This is a genomic window from Pectobacterium betavasculorum (assembly GCF_000749845.1).
Classification (GTDB): domain Bacteria; phylum Pseudomonadota; class Gammaproteobacteria; order Enterobacterales; family Enterobacteriaceae; genus Pectobacterium; species Pectobacterium betavasculorum.
The window spans coordinates 12,778-29,481 of sequence record NZ_JQHM01000023.1 but is presented as its reverse complement, the minus strand read 5'-3'; the positions used below and the strand labels follow the sequence as shown (position 1 = coordinate 29,481).

Sequence of the window (16,704 nt, the reverse complement as noted above, 5' to 3'; positions counted from 1 at the left end):
GCTTTATTGTAGGTCTTCCAGTTGGTGATTTTGTACTTCTGCTTTGCCACGGCACTGCCTGTATTATCAGGATGATGCGTGATCTGATCCTGCCGTTTGGCAAAAGTTCGATTTATTCAACAAAGCCGTAAGATGTAAGACAGCGCGCCGACCAGCGCCACGCCAGCAATGTAGGTCAGTGCGGGGGCAAAACCGTAATCCTGCGCAATATAACCAATAATCAATGGCACCGTGATACCGCCCAGACCACCGACAAAGTTGAATACTCCGCCCGTCAGACCAATCAAACGAATCGGTGCCAGCGACGACACCAGCGACCAGGTAATGGAGGCAAAGCCATTGCCAAAGAACGCCAACGCCATCAACGTCATAATCCACACCGGATCGTTGGTGTAGTTCGCCCCCATAATGCAGGTTGAAATCAACAGGCCACAGATAATCGGCGTTTTACGCGCCAGACCGATCGATTTTCCGCTACGCACCAGACGGTCCGCTACAAATCCAGACAGCAACACGCCAACGAACGCCGCCAGGAAAGGTACCGTCGTCATGAAACCTGCCGTCAGTGCACTAATCTGTTTTTCCTGCGTCAGATAGTTAGGGAACCACGTCAGGAAGAACCACAGCGTAGAGGTTACGGCAAACTGCCCGATATATACGCCCACCAGTTTGCGGTTGAACACCAGTTTCCAGTCAGCCGCCGTCAATGGCGTACGTGCTTTTTTGTCGCTCGGCGCATCACCATCAACAATACCGCCGCCTTCGGCAATATAATCCAACTCAGCCTGATTGATCCCTTTACTTTTCTTCGGTGGCTGATAAACGAAATGCCAGATCATTGCCCAAACAATACCAACGCCGCCAGTAACAATGAACACCCAGTGCCAGCTTAGGATTTCCTGCAACCAGATGAGTAATGGCGTAAGGAATGCCAAACCAACAAATTGCCCTGACGTATAAAATCCAACGGCAGAAGCACGTTCTTGCTCAGGGAACCAACTGGTCACCATGCGGTTATTCGTCGGAAACGCAGGCGCTTCAAACAGCCCGGTCACGGCGCGTAAACCAATCAACGATGCCAGACCTGTGGCGAAACCTTGCAGTAACGTGGCAATCGACCATCCCATGATGGCAATAAAATAGGTGACCTTTGAGCCAACGCGGTCAAGGAACCAGCCGCCGGGTATTTGGCATAACGTATAAGTCCAGGCAAACGCGGAAAAAATATAGCCCATTTGTGTTTTTGTAATGCCGAACTCTTCCTGAATATGTGCCGATGCCACAGCCAGGTTGGCTCGATCCACGTAGCAGATGACGACCGTAATAAAAATCATCAGCAGAGTGAAATAACGCCGTTTTGTAGGACGGGTAGTTAATGTCATATCCATCTTATGTTCCTGTTATTTATTAAACGGGCTACCATATTTATTGCCCGCTATTTTTAATGTTTAACAACACCAGCAGTTGGTATGCTTTATTTTTTCTAATGAAATAAATAACCGCGCACGCTCACTATATTTCCCTATTTATAATGGCGTTTTATTTTTAAAATCCCGGTGGTGGCTTACTCATGATAAATGGAAGATTACTTTCCCCGACGCTAATAAAATAAAACAGTAATCCCTCACGAAATAATCTATTTCGTGATGGTCCATGATTGTTCTATTCCATTGTGCCGGGGAAATGCGTTATGTATTACCGGTTACTCAACATCCATATAGCTTGAGGTATGACGAGCATTACCACTCAGCGACAGCACCGTCAGGATAACGCCACACCGGGTTACGCCAGTCTGGCGCATTTTTACTACGTTCAATAACCAGCTCTTCATTAATTTCCACGCCAAGGCCCGGTTTATTTAATGGATAGAAATGGCCGTCAGTCATAGCAAAGTCTTCTTTATTAATGACGTAGTCCAACAGCTCGGCACCTTTATTATAATGGATGCCCATACTTTGCTCTTGTAATACGGCATTACGCGCAACAAAGTCGAGATGCAAACAGGAAGCCAGTGCAATTGGGCCTAATGGACAGTGTGGTGCCAGCGCAACATCATAGGCTTCCGCCATGGCAGCAATTTTAAAGCACTCGGTAATACCGCCCGCGTGAGACAGGTCAGGCTGAATAATGGCCAGTCCGCCGTCTGCCAGCACGCGTTTGAAATCAAAACGTGAGAACATGCGCTCGCCCGCGGCAATCGGCAGGTGAGTTTGTGCAGCCAGCCGAGGGTAGTATTCCGCTTGTTCAGCCAGCACCGGCTCTTCAATAAACAGCGGACGGTAAGGTTCCAGCTCTTTGATCAGGATTTTCGCCATCGGCGCATCGACACGACCGTGGAAATCCAGACCGAACTCGATGCTGTTACCAAAGGCTTCGCGGATTTCAGCAACCACGGCCACCGCTGCATCGACTTTACGCGAGTTATCAATGATGCCCATCTCTTCACAGCCGTTCAGCTTGAAGGTATCGAAGCCAATTTCGGTCAGCTTCTTGATGCCCGCAATCACTTCAGAAGGACGATCGCCGCCGACCCAGCTGTAGGCCTTGATCTTATCGCGTACCAGCCCGCCCAGTAGCTGATAAACCGGTACACCCAGCGCCTTGCCTTTGATGTCCCACAATGCCTGGTCAATACCGGCGATGGCGCTCATCAGAATCGGGCCGCCGCGGTAAAAGCCTGCGCGGTAAAGCACCTGCCAGATATCGTTGATACGTGCTGGGTCTTGCCCAATCAGATAGTCAGACAGCTCGTGAACGGCAGCTTCAACGGTGCGTGCGCGGCCTTCGATAACCGGTTCGCCCCAGCCGACAATGCCTTCATCGGTTTCAATCTTCAGAAACATCCAGCGTGGCGGCAGCCGATACGTGGTGATTTTGGTAATTTTCATTGAACAGCGTCCTTATAGGCATTAACAAATGCGTGTGCTTTTTGTGCAGTAACCTCAACCGACTGACCGGCTCGATACAGATCGCTGCCTAACCCGGCACCGACGCAGCCTGCACTAAGATAATCCTTCAGGTTTTCTGGCGTGACGCCACCGACGGCAAAGACGGGAACGTCCTTTGGCAATACCGCTTTCAGCGCCTTGATGTAGTCCGGCCCAAACGCCGATGACGGGAAAATTTTCAGAGATTGCGCACCCGCATCCAGCGCCGTGAAGGCTTCCGTCGCGGTGGCACAGCCTGGGCACACCGTCATGCCGTAACCCACCGCCCGACGAATCACCTCGGGAGAGATATTGGGGGTGACTACTAACTTGCTGCCAATTTCCTGTAACTTGTCGACATATTCGGCTTTCAGTACTGTCCCTGCACCAATCAGGGCGCGATCGCCAAAATGTTCCACCGCCAGTTGAATACTGGCATACGGGTTCGGCGAATTCAGCGGGATCTCTACCGCATCGAATCCGGCATCCAGTAGCGCCGCAATATGTTCCAGCACCTCATCCGACGTGATACCACGCAGAATCGCAATCAAGGGAAGATTAGTATTCCAACTCATTAACAATGCTCCTTATTCCTGCCTGAAAAGCCCGATCGCCATCCAGCTGCTGCCAGCGCAATCCCGCTTGTTGTAATGCTTTTTCGTAGCGTGCCGTCAGCGCAGGGGAGCCGATTAATGTGATGGTGTCTCCTGCCGCCACTTGATAGTGGCGCTGCATTTGTGAGACCTCGTTGCCAATCAGCAGCCCGGACAGCCAGTCGCTCACGGCACTTTTCTCCAGACGCCCCAGCACATGCGCCGCGCGGGTTTCAAACAGGCAGCGGATGATATTGTCGTCGGCAAAGCCCAGCTCCAGCCCTTGCTGGAAAGCGTCGGGGGACGGCTGCTGCTCGGTCAGCCCCACGCCAATTAGCGACTGCGTCATCAGCAGGTGATGCAGTTCACCGGTCATCACCGTGCGGAAATCCAGCACGGTACTGTCATCGGCCTGCACCCATTTCGAGTGGGTTCCCGGCATTAAATAAAGAGAGGAAGGACATTCGCTATATGCGCCAATCAGTTGGGTTTCTTCACCGCGAATCACATTGCAGTTATCGTCCTGCGCAATGCTCAGCCCCGGCACGATCCAAGCGGCCAACGGCTGGGCTTCTTCCACGCGCGTCAGGCGATGAGCGACATCCGTCAGGCGAGTCGGGCATGGCAGATAAGGCACGGAAAGCCAGCCCGCATTGCTGCCGATCATGCCCGCCATCACGACAGGCACGTTGTGCTGCTGCCATGGTGCAACGATTTGCTGAAAAACCTGCTGCGGTGTCTGGCCGTTCAAACGCGTGACACCCGCTTCAGATTTCACGCTGTCGATACAGACGCCATCCAGATACAGCCACGCACGCAGGTTGGTCGAACCCCAGTCAACGGCGATATAGCTTTCACTCATGTAATGTCCTTTAACCGTTTGGTTGAGCTGGCGATCATGGTCAACGCCGCCCGCTCTGCTGCTTCAATATCCTGATGCCGAATGGCATCGTAGAGATCCTGATGCTCACGCAATGTCCGTGGCATGTTGTCTTCGTCCGGCATATAGGTACGTTCAAATACCGCACGCTGCAACGAGCTAATCGCAACGCTTAGCTGCTGTAGCACCGGGTTATGCACCGCCGCCAGCACCGCCTCATGGAAGCGAATATCTGCTTCATTGAACGCATCACGATTCTGATGGTTGGAAATCATGTCGTTCAGCGCCGCTTCAATCACCGCCAGCTCGCTTGAGGTCGCGCGTTCGGCAGCCCAACGAGCAATCGTCGGCTCCACCAGATTACGCACCTCGCTCATCGCGCTGATCAGACGTGGGTCGTAGTCGCTTGCCAGAACCCATTGCAGAACGTCGGTATCCAGGTAATTCCACTGATTACGCGCAGCCACAAACGCGCCGCGATACCGTTTCACTTCCACCAGCCTTTTCGCCATCAGCGCTCTGAACACTTCACGAATGATGTTGCGCGAGGTCTGAAATTCTTCACACAGCTCAGCTTCTGCGGGTAACGGCGTACCCGGCGCGTATTTCCCACCAACGATCTGTTGGCCAATATCCAGAATGATGCGGTCGGTTTTGCTTAATTCCTGCTTATTCATCATCACCTCAACGAGACAAAACGGATTGATATCACTGCACTTACTTTACCCGCCATGCCGCCTGACGTCGTCGAACTGTTGCACAATAACCGCACCCTTCCCTCTTTTCTTGGCTTGATTGTAGTACCATTATTATATGTTGTACTACAATCTGGATCACAAAACGGACAATCAATACAATTTAGCAACATCATGTGTTACGGGATTTAAACATCCAGAGGAATTGAGCGCGCGAAGTTGGAAGGCGGCTCCATTATTCCTAACAAGGATTGCTTGCTAATATAGCCTGTGGGTTATAGTGTGTTTACAGAGTGCAGGACATGGAGGTTTTACAGATTGGCATGGGAAATAGTCACACGGGCGCTATTTGATACGTGGTTTGATGAGCAAACCGAAACGGTACAGGAAGAGGTTTTGGCACACCTCGCTATACTCGAAGAGGATGGCCCACAGCTAGGGCGACCACAGGTTGATCAGATTAAAGGCTCAAAATACAAAAATATGAAGGAGCTTCGAGTTCAGGTTGGCGGCCACCCATTCCGAACATTCTTCGCGTTTGACCGGACACGTAAAGCGATTGTTTTATGTGCGGGAGATAAGAAAGGCGAAGATGAAAAGTTGTTCTACGAACGTATGATTAAGATCGCAGACGCTGAGTTTGCATCGCATCTGATATCACCGGAGGTAAAAGAAGATGGCGACGCTTAAAGAAATGATGGCTAAACGTTCACCGGAGAGCCGCGCCCGCATTGAAGCGCGTACGGCTGAGATCCGTCAGGAAATCACTTTAGCGAAATTACGCGAAGAGCTGAACATGTCGCAGACTCAGCTTGCGTTAGCACTGGGCGTCAAGCAGCCATCTATTGTTAAGATGGAGAAGGTCGAAAATGACCCAAAACTGTCAACGCTGAAACGCTATGTCACTGCCCTAGGCGGCAAGCTTACGCTAGATGTGACCTTGCCTGATGGTAAGCGTATCGCGCTTACTTTGTAATTAAGTCGTTCTGGATTTTCAGTAAACGCGATTCGTTCACTCCAGAACGAAATGTCCCTCTCCGACTTGCTTATAGCGCCGTGCGGGAGGGTGGAAATCAGGCGCGCGTACCGGGCTACGCAATTCATCATTGGTGATATTACGCACCGGACGGGTATCCGGGTCAGGCACGGGTACCGCGGAAATCAAACGCCGAGTGTAGTCATGCTGCGGATTGTCGAAGATTGCCGAACGTGGGCCGATCTCCACGATTTCACCGAGATACATCACCGCTACGCGGTGGCTGATTCGTTCGACAACGGCCATATCGTGCGAGATAAACAGGAATGACAGCCCGAGCTTCTGCTGGAGATCCAGCATCAGGTTAATCACCTGCGCCTTGACGGACACATCCAACGCCGACACCGATTCGTCAGCAATGATCACTTTTGGCTCCAGCGCCAGTGCGCGGGCAATACAGACGCGCTGCCGCTGCCCACCAGAGAACTGATGCGGGAAACGCGAAGCCATATCGCCGGATAACCCCACCTGTTCCAGCAGTTCGCTCACTCGCGCATTCACATTCTGTCGGGTCGCCAGACCGTGCAGCAACATCGGTTCGGCAATCGCTTCCCCTATCCGCATGCGCGGGTTCAGGCTTTCATACGGGTCCTGAAATACCATCTGAATCTGTCGCCGCGAATCCGTCAGCCCACGCTTATCCGCCGTCAGGATATTTTTTCCCAGCAGTTGAATGTCACCGCTGACGGCGTCGTTAAGGCGAATAATCGACCGACCAGTGGTGGATTTACCACAGCCCGATTCGCCAACCAGCGCAAGCGTTTCTCCTGGCCAGAGATCGAACGAGACATTCTCCACCGCGTGAACTCGCCCAGATAGCCGACGGAAAAACCCTGATCGGATATCAAATCGGGTGACCAGATTTTTTACCGTCAGCACCGGTTCCTCGCCTGACACGGTATTCACCGCATCCGGCACCGGCTGGCGTTCGCCCGTCTTGAGATCCACCAGTGGAAAGCGCTGCGGCCATGCGCTGCCGGACATCGAACCAAGCTTAGGCACGGCAGACAGCAGCATGCGGGTATAGGGCTGTTGCGGATGATGAAAGATCTCCCGCGTGACGGCATTTTCTACCATTTCGCCTTGATACATCACCAGCGTGCGGTCAGAGACTTCCGCCACCACGCCCATATCGTGGGTAATAAATAGCACTGACATCCCTTCTTCTTCCTGAAGGGTTTTTATCAGCGTCAGAATTTGTGCCTGAATGGTGACATCCAGCGCCGTTGTCGGTTCATCGGCGATCAACAGCTTCGGGTGACAGGCTAGCGCAATCGCAATCACCACGCGCTGGCGCATCCCGCCGGAGAAGCTTTGCGGGTATTCGTTCAGCCGTGATTTCGCTGCCGGAATACGGACTTTTTCCAGCAGTCGCACCGCTTCGGCACGCGCTTCGGCTTTCCCCATGCCACGATGGCGGCGCAGCACTTCCGTAATCTGGTAGCCAATCGGCAAAACCGGATTCAGGCTGGTCATCGGCTCCTGAAAAATCATGCCGATGCGATTGCCACGCACATCCTGCATCGCTTTGCTAGGGAGCGACAGCAGCTCGGTATCGCCGAAATGAATCTGCCCCTCGGTCCGGCTTTGACCGGGCGGCAGCAAGCGCATGATGGATTTCGCCATCACGCTTTTCCCTGAACCGGATTCCCCCACCACGGCGACCGTCTCTTTCTCGCCAATCGTGAAGGATAAATCTCGCACCACGTTCATCCACTCGCCGTTCACCTGAAAGGCAGTGGTCAAATGCGAAACGGACATAATCGGCGCTGTCATGTGTGCGTTACCCCTTATTCCTATGGGCGTTCCCACAGATTAATTCCGCGGATTGAGGATGTCGCGCAGCGCATCCCCGACCAGATTGATCGCCACAATCAGCAGCAGCAGCGTCAGCCCCGGAAAGAAGCTGATCCAGTAATCGCCCGACATCAGGTATTCAAAACCGTTTGAGATCAGCAGCCCCAGCGACGGTTCCGTCACGGGCAGCCCGATCCCCAAAAACGAGAGCGTGGCTTCCAGCATGATGGCGTAGGCGATGCGCATCGTCGCCACCACGATCAGCGGTGCCAGACAGTTCGGTAAAATATGGCGAAACAGAATGCGGCGGTTGGACAACGCCATGCTGCGCGCCGCGTCCACATAGCTGCGGCGACGTTCCACCAGCGCCGAACCGCGAATCGTCCGCGCGTAGTAAGCCCACTGGGTCACCACCAGCGCCATGATGATCTTGTCAACTCCTTGCCCCAGCACCGCCAGCAGGATCAGCGCAATCAGGATCGGCGGGAAACTGAGTTGGATATCCACGATGCGCATGATCGTGGCATCCGTTTTTCCGCCGACGTAGGCGCTAATCAGCCCCAGCGAGGCGCCAATCAGTAGCGCGAGTACCGCACTGGAGAAGCCCACAATCAGGCTGATACGGGTGCCGTAAAGAATGGCGCTGAACAAATCGCGACCCTGATCGTCCGTCCCCAGCCAGTACGTCATGCCCGCCATACTGGAGGAACCCGGTACAAGCCGGCCATCCATGATGTCGAGCTGCATCAGATCGTAAGGGTTCTGTGGCGACAGAACAGGGGCGAGCAGCGCCAGCAGCACAAAAATCGCCAGCATGATCAGCCCACACAGCGCCAACCGATCGCCGATCAGCGCCATCACCACGCGCATCGCCGGATGGACGTTTTTTGGCACGGCTGCGGGCTGATGTATGGTATTCCCTGTCATCCTTTGTCTCCTCCCAGCCGTACACGCGGATCGACCATGACGTACAGCAAATCAACCAGCAGGTTAATCACGCTGAACATCACGACGGTAATCATCAGGTAAGCAAGAATGACCGGACGGTCGAGCACAGCGATCGAGTCAATAATCAGTTTGCCCATACCCGGCCAGGCGTAAATGGTTTCCGTGACGACGGCGAACGCGATCAGCGATCCCAGCTCCAGACCCAGCACGGTAATTAAGGGAATCAGCGTATTGCGCAGCACATGCACCAGCACGATGCGAGTTTCCGATAGCCCTTTCGCGCGAGCAAACTGCACATAATCCTGTTGCAGGCATTCCATCACGCCCGCACGCATCAGGCGGATAACCAGCGAGATTTTAAACAGCGCAAGGTTAAACGCTGGCAGGAGAAGATGCTCGAGACCATCGCGGGTCAGAAAACTGAATGGAATACCGAATAACTCATGCGTATCGCCCCGGCCAGAAGACGGCAGCCAGCCCAGCTTCACGCTGAACAGCATGATCATCACCAGCCCAATCCAGAACGTGGGCAGGCTAAAGCCGAGGATAGAGAAAGTCATGATGGATTTGGACACCGCGCTGTCCGGCTTCAGGCCAGCGTAGATCCCCAGCGGAATACCGACAACCAGCGCCATCACGAACGCGACCATCGCCAGTTCGAGCGTTGCAGGCATCCGCTGAAAAATCAGCGTCAGCGCGGGTTGGTTAAAGATAAAAGACTTTCCCATATCGCCCTGAAAGGCGTTCCAGACAAACAGCCCGTACTGTTCCCAGACGGGCTTATCCAGACCAAAAGACTGAATCACCGCCAGCCGTTCCGCTGGCGTGGCTGTCGCGCCCAACAACATATCGACCGGGTTACCGACCAGATAGACACCCACAAACACCAGCACCGACATAACAGCAAGCGTCAGCAGCGTTTGTCCGATTCGGCTCAGCAGGTAGGCTATCATCAGCGCCCCCCAGAACCGTTTAATGTATCAACATCGTAGTGACGCAGGCGGTCGGCAATCAGCCCAATAAATCCCTGCTCGTCGATTTCCCGCATGACCAGCGCATTCGCTGGCTCACCCAGCTTGTGATAAAAATCGGCAAACACGTAACCCGCGGTCTTACCGGAAACTTCGACCCCGATACGCGCATACTTTGACTTGAACAGCTCTGGCTTCAACAGCCAGGCAATGACGGTTGCATCATGAATTGGTCCACCTTCACGACCAAAGCGTTCGACCTCGTTGCGGTCAAACATACGCAACAGCGCGGCCATCGCTTTACCCGGCGCACCGCCGCTGCGTTCGATGTTATCAATCTGTTCCGTCTGAATCAGAGCCTGAAAGGTCACATCCAACGGCATGATGACAACGGGAACACCGGAGGAAAACACGATTTCCGCCGCATGCGGATCCGCATAGACGTTAAAGTCTGCCCACGGCACGCGATTCCCCATCGCGGTAAAGGCACAGCTCATGGAAACAATCTGTTTGATGCCGCGAGCGACATCAGGATGGAAGCACAGCGCCAACGCCAGATTCGTCAGCGGGCCAAGTGAACAAAGGGTGATCGGGTTATTATCGGCCGCCGCCTGACGCGTCATCCGCACCAGAAAATCGACGGCATGTTCTTGTTCTGGCGATAGCGTGCTCTGCGGCACCCACTCAGAAGAAAATTCGCCGATATGGGCGTATTTACCGAAAACCTGATCGCGAATGAGCGGGCGCGAGGCACCAGCAAAAATGGGTACATCGGTTCTGCCCGTCAGCCCAACAACATTGCAAGCATTCGGCAATGTTGCTTCAAGCGGCACATTACCTGCCACAACGGTAATGCCGAGCACGTCCAGCTCGGGCGATGCCAATGCCAGCCAGATGGCGATTGCATCGTCAACGCCGGGATCGGTATCAATAATAATGCGCTCTCGAACCATGTCAGACACCCTCTCTGTAGCGGCTCAATAGATCAGCAAACAGCTCAACAACCTGTTTGGCATCCACCCCCGTCACCACATCCACATTCGGCTGACGATCGGTTTTTCCATACCAGTCGGCAACGGTTTGCCCCATGCACAGCTCACTTTCCTGCTCAATGTAAACGCTGGCTTTTTCTGTCGTGAAACAGTGTGGCGCCAGAACCCAGGCAATAACCAACGGATCGTGTAGCGGGCCACCGCGTGAACCGTAGCGGCAGATGTCATTGCGATCCCAAAACGCCATCATTTCACCCAACGGCGCGGAGATGCGTCCGGATAACGCGATGAAACGCGCCACCAATTCCGGTGTTAAAATTACCTGATGCGTAACATCCAGAGGTAACGCGACAAGGGCAATCGACGAGTCAAATACCACCTTGGCTGCCTGCGGATCGGCAATCATATTGAATTCAGACGTCAGGCTGCGGTTGCCCGCTTCACGATACGCGCCGCCCATCATCACAATGCGCGCAATACCGTCGGCAATCTCGGGAGCCATACGCAGCGCCATCGCCACATTGGTTAATGGCCCCAACGTACACAGCGTGATCGGCGTGCCGTCAGCTATCGCCTGCCGACACTGCGCAATAATAAAACTCACGGCATGTTGCGCTTCAGCCTGTTTTTGCGGTGCAGGCAGCACCGTCTGGCCCAGTCCGCTTTCGCCGTGAAACTGGCCATGAATGGGTTCGCGCAACAGCGGCCGATGACAGCCAGCAAAGACAGGAATATCCCTGCGCTGACCCAGCTCAACAATTTGCAACGCATTGCGCACCGTCTTGTCCAGCGACTGGTTACCGCATACCGTGCAGATACCGCGAATATCCAACTCTGGTGCCACAAATGCACTTAATAACGCAATGGCGTCATCTATCCCGGGATCACAATCAATAATAATAGGTAACGCACTCATCCCTTGATGATTCCTTTTCTCTTTTTAATCGGTACTGCCAAATTTCAAAGTGCAGGAAACCCCACACCTCTACAGCGTGAATAATAACAAATCTGGTTGACATTAAAGGGAATCGACAGACGCCAAAACGTCAGCGATCTCCTTACGCGCCTTTTCATCCAACGGCTGCTGGGGCGGCAACGGGTCGCCGACGGCAAATCCCTGCAATTGCAGCGCCGCTTTAATACAGCCAGCAATGGAATAACGGGCAAAGATTTCATTGATTCGCCACAGCGGACGCTGAAGCTCCATTGCTCTGTTCCAGTCACCCGAGCGGGCGGCTTCATACAAAGCAATACTTTGTTTGGGAACGATACACGCCGGGCCAGCCATCCAGCCCACGCCGCCAATCAGCATCACGCAGGCGGGAATATGCGCGGACGCGGAGAATACCTCCATCCGGCCACGTGTACGTTCAATGATGGAAAGCAAACGCCCGGTATTCGTCGAGGCGTCTTTGATATAGCGGATATTACTGACATGACTCAGGCGTTCGATAACGGGCAAGCTCAAATCGGAGCGCTGGAACTGAGGATTGGTGTAGAGCACGACCGGTTTGCCCTGTGCGGCTTCGGCAATGGCGCGGAAATACTGTTCGACGCCTTCGTCTTTCAGGGGGAAATAGGCTTCCAGTACCGCAAGAATGCCATCCGCACCGAGTTCAACATAGCGTTTCGTTTGCTCAACGGCGTCCTGAATCGTTGTGGAAGCGACACCGGCGATCACTGGCACGCGACCCGCCGTCGTCTCAATCACGGTTTTGACCACATCCAGACGCTGAGCCGCAGAGAGATAGGCAAATTCACCGGTACTACCTAACGGCACGACGCCATGCACACCACATTGAATCAGATGCTCAGTAAGTTGTGCCAGCACAGGCTTATCAACCTGACCATCGGGCCTGACGGGTGACACCAGATAGGGAAAAACACCGCTAAATGTATTCACTCCGCTCTCCTTGTTACGGATAGATAAGGGGTGAAACCTCACCCCTTTTAGATCATGACTGAAAGGTGACTATTTCGCGGAACGGACGAAGTACGGCAGCGTATAGGCATCGGAACGGCCCACATAGGTATACTGCTTTTTCATCGCCCAGGTGTTGGACAGGAACATCACTGGAATCACGCCCAGATCGTTCATACCGATGTTCATCGCCTCAGCCAGCAGCGCATCACGCTTGGTTTCATCCAGCGTGACACGTGCCTCGTTCAGCGTTTTATCAAAGACAGGATTGGAATAGCGACCACGATTACCCTGTCCTGCATTGGGGCCAAAGGTTTCTAGCAATGGCCCCAACACTCCAGAAGCTTCCCCGGTTTCAATCGCGGCCCCGCCCATAATCAAACTGAATTCGAGACGGGACGCACGTGAGAAGTACACACTGCCGGGCATCGTAACCACTTCGGTTTTGATGCCGACGCGTGTGAACATTTGGCCAATGGCCTGAGCAATTTTAGAATCATTAGGATAACGATCGTTCGACGCGTGGAAGGTCAGCGTGAAGCCGTCGGGGTAACCCGCCGCTGCCAGTTCCTGTTTGGCTTTCTCCGGATTATAAACCGGCGCAGGAATGGAAGCGGAATACCCGAGATACCCCTTCGGTACAAGCTGAGAGGCAACAACAGCCTGCCCCTCCATCACACGGTCGACGATTGCCTGACGATTAAGCGCTAAAGACATCGCCTGGCGTACTTCTTTTTTTAGTAATGGGTTTTTACCATCAGAACCTTTGGCGAACGGTGATTCCTCTCGCTGCTGGTCCAGGTGAAGGTAAATAACACGATTCCCTGGTGTTGAAATCGTTTTTAACTGCTGATTTTTTCCAATATTACTGCTGTCGGCTGTTGGAACGTTTTCAATCATGTCCACATCACCGGATAATACTGCTGCTACACGTGCACTACTGTTTTTAAATACACGGACAGTAACGTTGTCCCACTCTGCTTTTCCTCCCCAGTAATCGTCATTACGACTAAGGACTACCCGGTCATCCGGCACCCAGGAAACAAATTTGAATGGCCCTGTACCAATCACATCTTTTCCTGAATTCAACGTTTCCGTCGGGACATTCTCAAGTCGGGCAGGCAAAATGGAAATCCGACTTAAATTATTCAGCAGCAGTGGCGAAGCCTCTTTTGTCTTTATCCGCACCGTTAGTGGATTAACTTCTATTACTTCAGCAATGTCGCTGACGTAAGGTGCGTAAGAGCTAGGGCTGTTTTTTGATGCCAGCGCAACACGCTTAATGCTGGCAATCACATCTTTAGCCGTAAAATCACTGCCGTCGTGAAACTTAACGCCAGGACGCAATACAAACTCCCACGTCTTGTCGTCAATCACTTTCCAACTGGTTGCCAGGGCAGGTGCAATCTGCTGTTTTTCATCCTGTACAACCAAACCGTCAAAAATATTGCGCGCCATTGCGCTATTCGCCCCACTCACATAAAACTGCGGATCCATTGATGTGGTGGAGGAAGCTAAACCGATATTCAGGTCCGCGCTATAAACCAAAGGTGAAGATGAAAATAAAACGGTAAACAATAACGCCAGCGTTGATTTCTTCATTCACTAACCCTCTATTCCATGATTGATTACTAGTGAAGTGTATTAAATCTTATGATTGTGAGTCTATGCGCCATATTGGATAATGAAAAATTGCATTTTGTGTTAAATTGATAACCAAATGTTATGTTTTAAGGTGACGAGCATGCGTATCAATCCCCGCCAGGTTGAAGCCTTTCATAAAGTCATCCTCACCGGAGGCATTACCGCTGCCGCCAATATGATGTATATCACCCAGCCAGCGGTCAGTCGGCTCATTAAAGACTTTGAAGATGCACTGAATCTGAAGCTGTTTGATAGAGACGGACGCGGCCTGATTCCACGCGCCGAAGCAATGAAGCTGTATCGGGAAGTGGAGCGTCTTTATCTGGGGTTGGATCATATCGGGCTGATTGCCGATGAAATTCGCCACGCTAAAGGTAGCGTACTGCGCATCGCCGCCGTTCAGGCGCTCTCGTTTCTTTGCTCGGACCAGGTTCTCCCTACTTTACTCAAGAAATACCCCGATCTTTCGCTGTTTTTAGACATCGAAAGCAGCAGCCGTATTACGGACGCGATTGCTGAAAATCACTATGACGTTGGTTTTATTTTTGGCCAGCCAGGTATCAAAGGGCTGGAAGCCGAACCGCTGGCGGACGCCCGTGCTGTCGCGGTATTAGCGATGAATCATCCCCTTGCCACAGCGGAGGAAGTTACGCTTGCCGATCTGGCCAGCTCTCGCGCTATTTTGCCGGGAAGAACCACGCCCCTGCGGGCCCAGCTTGATATTGCCATCAGAAAAGAGCAGAGCTATCTGCATAACCCGATCGAAACCTCAATGGCTAACTGCTGCGTGCTGGCTTCAAGAAATGTCGGCATCGGCGTAGTGGATTTTATTACCGCCCTGAACAGCCCTTCTCCGGTTATCGTTAAGCCTTTTAATCCCGATATAAAAATGGCGTATTGCGCGGTTTACCCCCCCCAGATTCCCCGCAGCCAGGTGGTTAATCACATCACTCAGGTTATGAAAGAAGAAATAGTGCGTAGTCTGGAATTAAAATAATTATCCAATTACACCCTAAATAATTCCTTAAAGAATACGCCAATTTCAGAAAACCCTTTCCTTACCATTAAGTGTTAATTCCCCCCCCAAATACCATACGTTTGTAAATAACCAGACTGACGAGTGAAGTCATCATATTTCTGGTGTTCTTCTTTTGAAAGGGTAGAAGTATGCTTCGCATATACAGTAACTAAATCAATGCTTAACTGGGTAATTTTTTTATTTATCTTCTCATGAATACCCGCATCATCAGATTCTTTTAGTTGTTTTAATAATACAACGATATTGTCTGCTTTTTCTTGCATATCAGAATGAAGGAACCTCACTGTAGGAATATCATAATTAAATGCCATATTAATTGAATCATTACCTTCATCGTTGGGTGATTCAGGCTTGAGATCTTCTTTATATATTGTTGATATATAATGAATTAGCTCTATCTTATCAAAACATTTTGATTTAACATTACCATCTGAACTACGGTCACGGATTGTGATCGAATCGGGGAAAGGCTCGCCTAACTGATAACTACATTTAAACATATTAGCATCAATTATGGTTGAATTCGCACTTCTGGCCGACATTTCTAATTGATGACCATTTATAGTCACGTCATAGGTCGCGGGCTTAAATTTATTATATTTCCCTTCAACCGAATAAGTTTCTGACAACGTATAATAAATATGATTATCTGGATTTATAATCCCTCCATTATTATTATCAAAAACCATAAATGAAAAAACCTGACCTTGGCTGTTTTCTAATTTATGCACACCAGAAGAAAGTTTAATCTTACCTTTTTCTTCTGGTAAGATTTCATGACTCTCACCATCAACCTTAAATGTTATATTTTTAGCGGTTGGGTTACTGTAGTGAAACACTCCTTTATTACTTGTTAAATCTAAACTATCACAAGCAGAAACGGAAAGTGCGGAGATAAATACTAATCCAAGTTTGAATGTTGCTTTCATTATATGATTCCACAACTAAAAAATATTATCCCTAATGATTATTACGCTAACACGATGAAAATTATAACATATCAATCACAGCCATATACTCTGAACTACGTAAAATCACATGCGCAGCAGCCTATAATATCGCTATAATCGATGATGAAGCCCTGCCTTTTGCAAAAATATCCCTTATTAAATCCCGTCGCATTTACGAAAAAAATAATTCGGATAGCTACACGCCCATTGGTCATACCCTCAGAGCAGTATTTTTCCAATAGTCTGAGACTAACGTGTTATTTATTTTCACGATAAGCATTAACAACACCAATCATTAACAACATCAATTA

General features: G+C 51.3%; 17 protein-coding genes. 3 read left to right on the top strand and 14 right to left on the bottom strand.

Going from position 1 to position 16,704, the window contains the following annotated elements:
* From KP22_RS22825 to dgoR, 6 genes are all read right to left on the bottom strand, one after another.
* A partial coding sequence (locus KP22_RS22825) for a hypothetical protein (protein ID WP_231566910.1) occupies positions 1–116 on the bottom strand: 116 nt, incomplete at its 3' end.
* Positions 117–1,388: an MFS transporter gene (locus KP22_RS20205; RefSeq protein WP_039326032.1), complete on the bottom strand. Its 1,272-nt coding sequence runs from the start codon at positions 1,386–1,388 to the stop codon at positions 117–119.
* 351 nt (positions 1,389–1,739) lie between these two features.
* Complete coding sequence (gene dgoD, locus KP22_RS20200) at positions 1,740–2,888, bottom strand: galactonate dehydratase (protein ID WP_005976723.1); 1,149 nt, start codon at positions 2,886–2,888, stop codon at positions 1,740–1,742.
* Entirely contained in the window at positions 2,885–3,502 is a 618-nt protein-coding gene (locus KP22_RS20195) for a 2-dehydro-3-deoxy-6-phosphogalactonate aldolase (protein WP_039326030.1), read from the bottom strand. Before KP22_RS20195 ends, dgoD begins: the two co-directional genes overlap by 4 nt.
* The gene (locus tag KP22_RS20190; protein ID WP_039326028.1) at positions 3,486–4,382 is read right to left on the bottom strand and encodes a 2-dehydro-3-deoxygalactonokinase; all 897 of its coding nucleotides are present in this window, start codon (positions 4,380–4,382) and stop codon (positions 3,486–3,488) included. Before KP22_RS20190 ends, KP22_RS20195 begins: the two co-directional genes overlap by 17 nt.
* On the bottom strand, positions 4,379–5,077 hold the full coding sequence (dgoR, locus tag KP22_RS20185) for a D-galactonate utilization transcriptional regulator DgoR (RefSeq protein WP_005976717.1): 699 nt from the start codon (positions 5,075–5,077) through the stop codon (positions 4,379–4,381). Before dgoR ends, KP22_RS20190 begins: the two co-directional genes overlap by 4 nt.
* Before the next feature lie 336 nt (positions 5,078–5,413).
* Between dgoR and KP22_RS20180 the strand changes: the two genes are divergently transcribed.
* Together KP22_RS20180 and KP22_RS20175 are read left to right on the top strand one after the other, a co-directional pair.
* Entirely contained in the window at positions 5,414–5,785 is a 372-nt protein-coding gene (locus KP22_RS20180; protein ID WP_039326026.1) for a type II toxin-antitoxin system RelE/ParE family toxin, read from the top strand.
* Complete coding sequence (locus tag KP22_RS20175; RefSeq protein WP_010281167.1) at positions 5,772–6,071, top strand: helix-turn-helix domain-containing protein; 300 nt, start codon at positions 5,772–5,774, stop codon at positions 6,069–6,071. Before KP22_RS20180 ends, KP22_RS20175 begins: the two co-directional genes overlap by 14 nt.
* Positions 6,072–6,107: 36 nt before the next feature.
* Here KP22_RS20175 and KP22_RS20170 read toward each other — a convergent pair whose 3' ends face one another.
* The 7 genes from KP22_RS20170 to KP22_RS20140 form a co-directional block, all read right to left on the bottom strand.
* Positions 6,108–7,907, bottom strand: coding sequence for an ABC transporter ATP-binding protein (locus KP22_RS20170; RefSeq protein ID WP_039326024.1), 1,800 nt, complete (start codon positions 7,905–7,907; stop codon positions 6,108–6,110).
* A 39-nt stretch (positions 7,908–7,946) separates the two neighbouring features.
* Positions 7,947–8,855: an ABC transporter permease gene (locus KP22_RS20165; protein WP_039308101.1), complete on the bottom strand. Its 909-nt coding sequence runs from the start codon at positions 8,853–8,855 to the stop codon at positions 7,947–7,949.
* The gene (locus KP22_RS20160) at positions 8,852–9,829 is read right to left on the bottom strand and encodes an ABC transporter permease (protein WP_039326022.1); all 978 of its coding nucleotides are present in this window, start codon (positions 9,827–9,829) and stop codon (positions 8,852–8,854) included. The genes KP22_RS20165 and KP22_RS20160 overlap by 4 nt, the downstream gene beginning before the upstream one ends.
* Positions 9,829–10,800 carry a nucleoside hydrolase gene (locus tag KP22_RS20155; RefSeq protein WP_039326020.1) on the bottom strand — a complete coding sequence of 324 codons (972 nt, stop codon included), beginning with the start codon at positions 10,798–10,800 and terminating at the stop codon, positions 9,829–9,831. Before KP22_RS20155 ends, KP22_RS20160 begins: the two co-directional genes overlap by 1 nt.
* Before the next feature lies 1 nt (position 10,801).
* The gene (locus tag KP22_RS20150) at positions 10,802–11,755 is read right to left on the bottom strand and encodes a nucleoside hydrolase (protein ID WP_039308110.1); all 954 of its coding nucleotides are present in this window, start codon (positions 11,753–11,755) and stop codon (positions 10,802–10,804) included.
* Between the two features lie 102 nt (positions 11,756–11,857).
* Positions 11,858–12,742: a dihydrodipicolinate synthase family protein gene (locus KP22_RS20145; protein ID WP_039308114.1), complete on the bottom strand. Its 885-nt coding sequence runs from the start codon at positions 12,740–12,742 to the stop codon at positions 11,858–11,860.
* Between the two features lie 69 nt (positions 12,743–12,811).
* Positions 12,812–14,362 carry an ABC transporter substrate-binding protein gene (locus KP22_RS20140; RefSeq protein WP_039308117.1) on the bottom strand — a complete coding sequence of 517 codons (1,551 nt, stop codon included), beginning with the start codon at positions 14,360–14,362 and terminating at the stop codon, positions 12,812–12,814.
* A 142-nt stretch (positions 14,363–14,504) separates the two neighbouring features.
* Between KP22_RS20140 and KP22_RS20135 the strand changes: the two genes are divergently transcribed.
* Positions 14,505–15,401: a LysR family transcriptional regulator gene (locus tag KP22_RS20135; RefSeq protein WP_039326018.1), complete on the top strand. Its 897-nt coding sequence runs from the start codon at positions 14,505–14,507 to the stop codon at positions 15,399–15,401.
* Between the two features lie 74 nt (positions 15,402–15,475).
* Here KP22_RS20135 and KP22_RS20130 read toward each other — a convergent pair whose 3' ends face one another.
* Positions 15,476–16,372 carry a hypothetical protein gene (locus tag KP22_RS20130; protein WP_039326015.1) on the bottom strand — a complete coding sequence of 299 codons (897 nt, stop codon included), beginning with the start codon at positions 16,370–16,372 and terminating at the stop codon, positions 15,476–15,478.
* Positions 16,373–16,704: the final 332 nt, after the last annotated feature.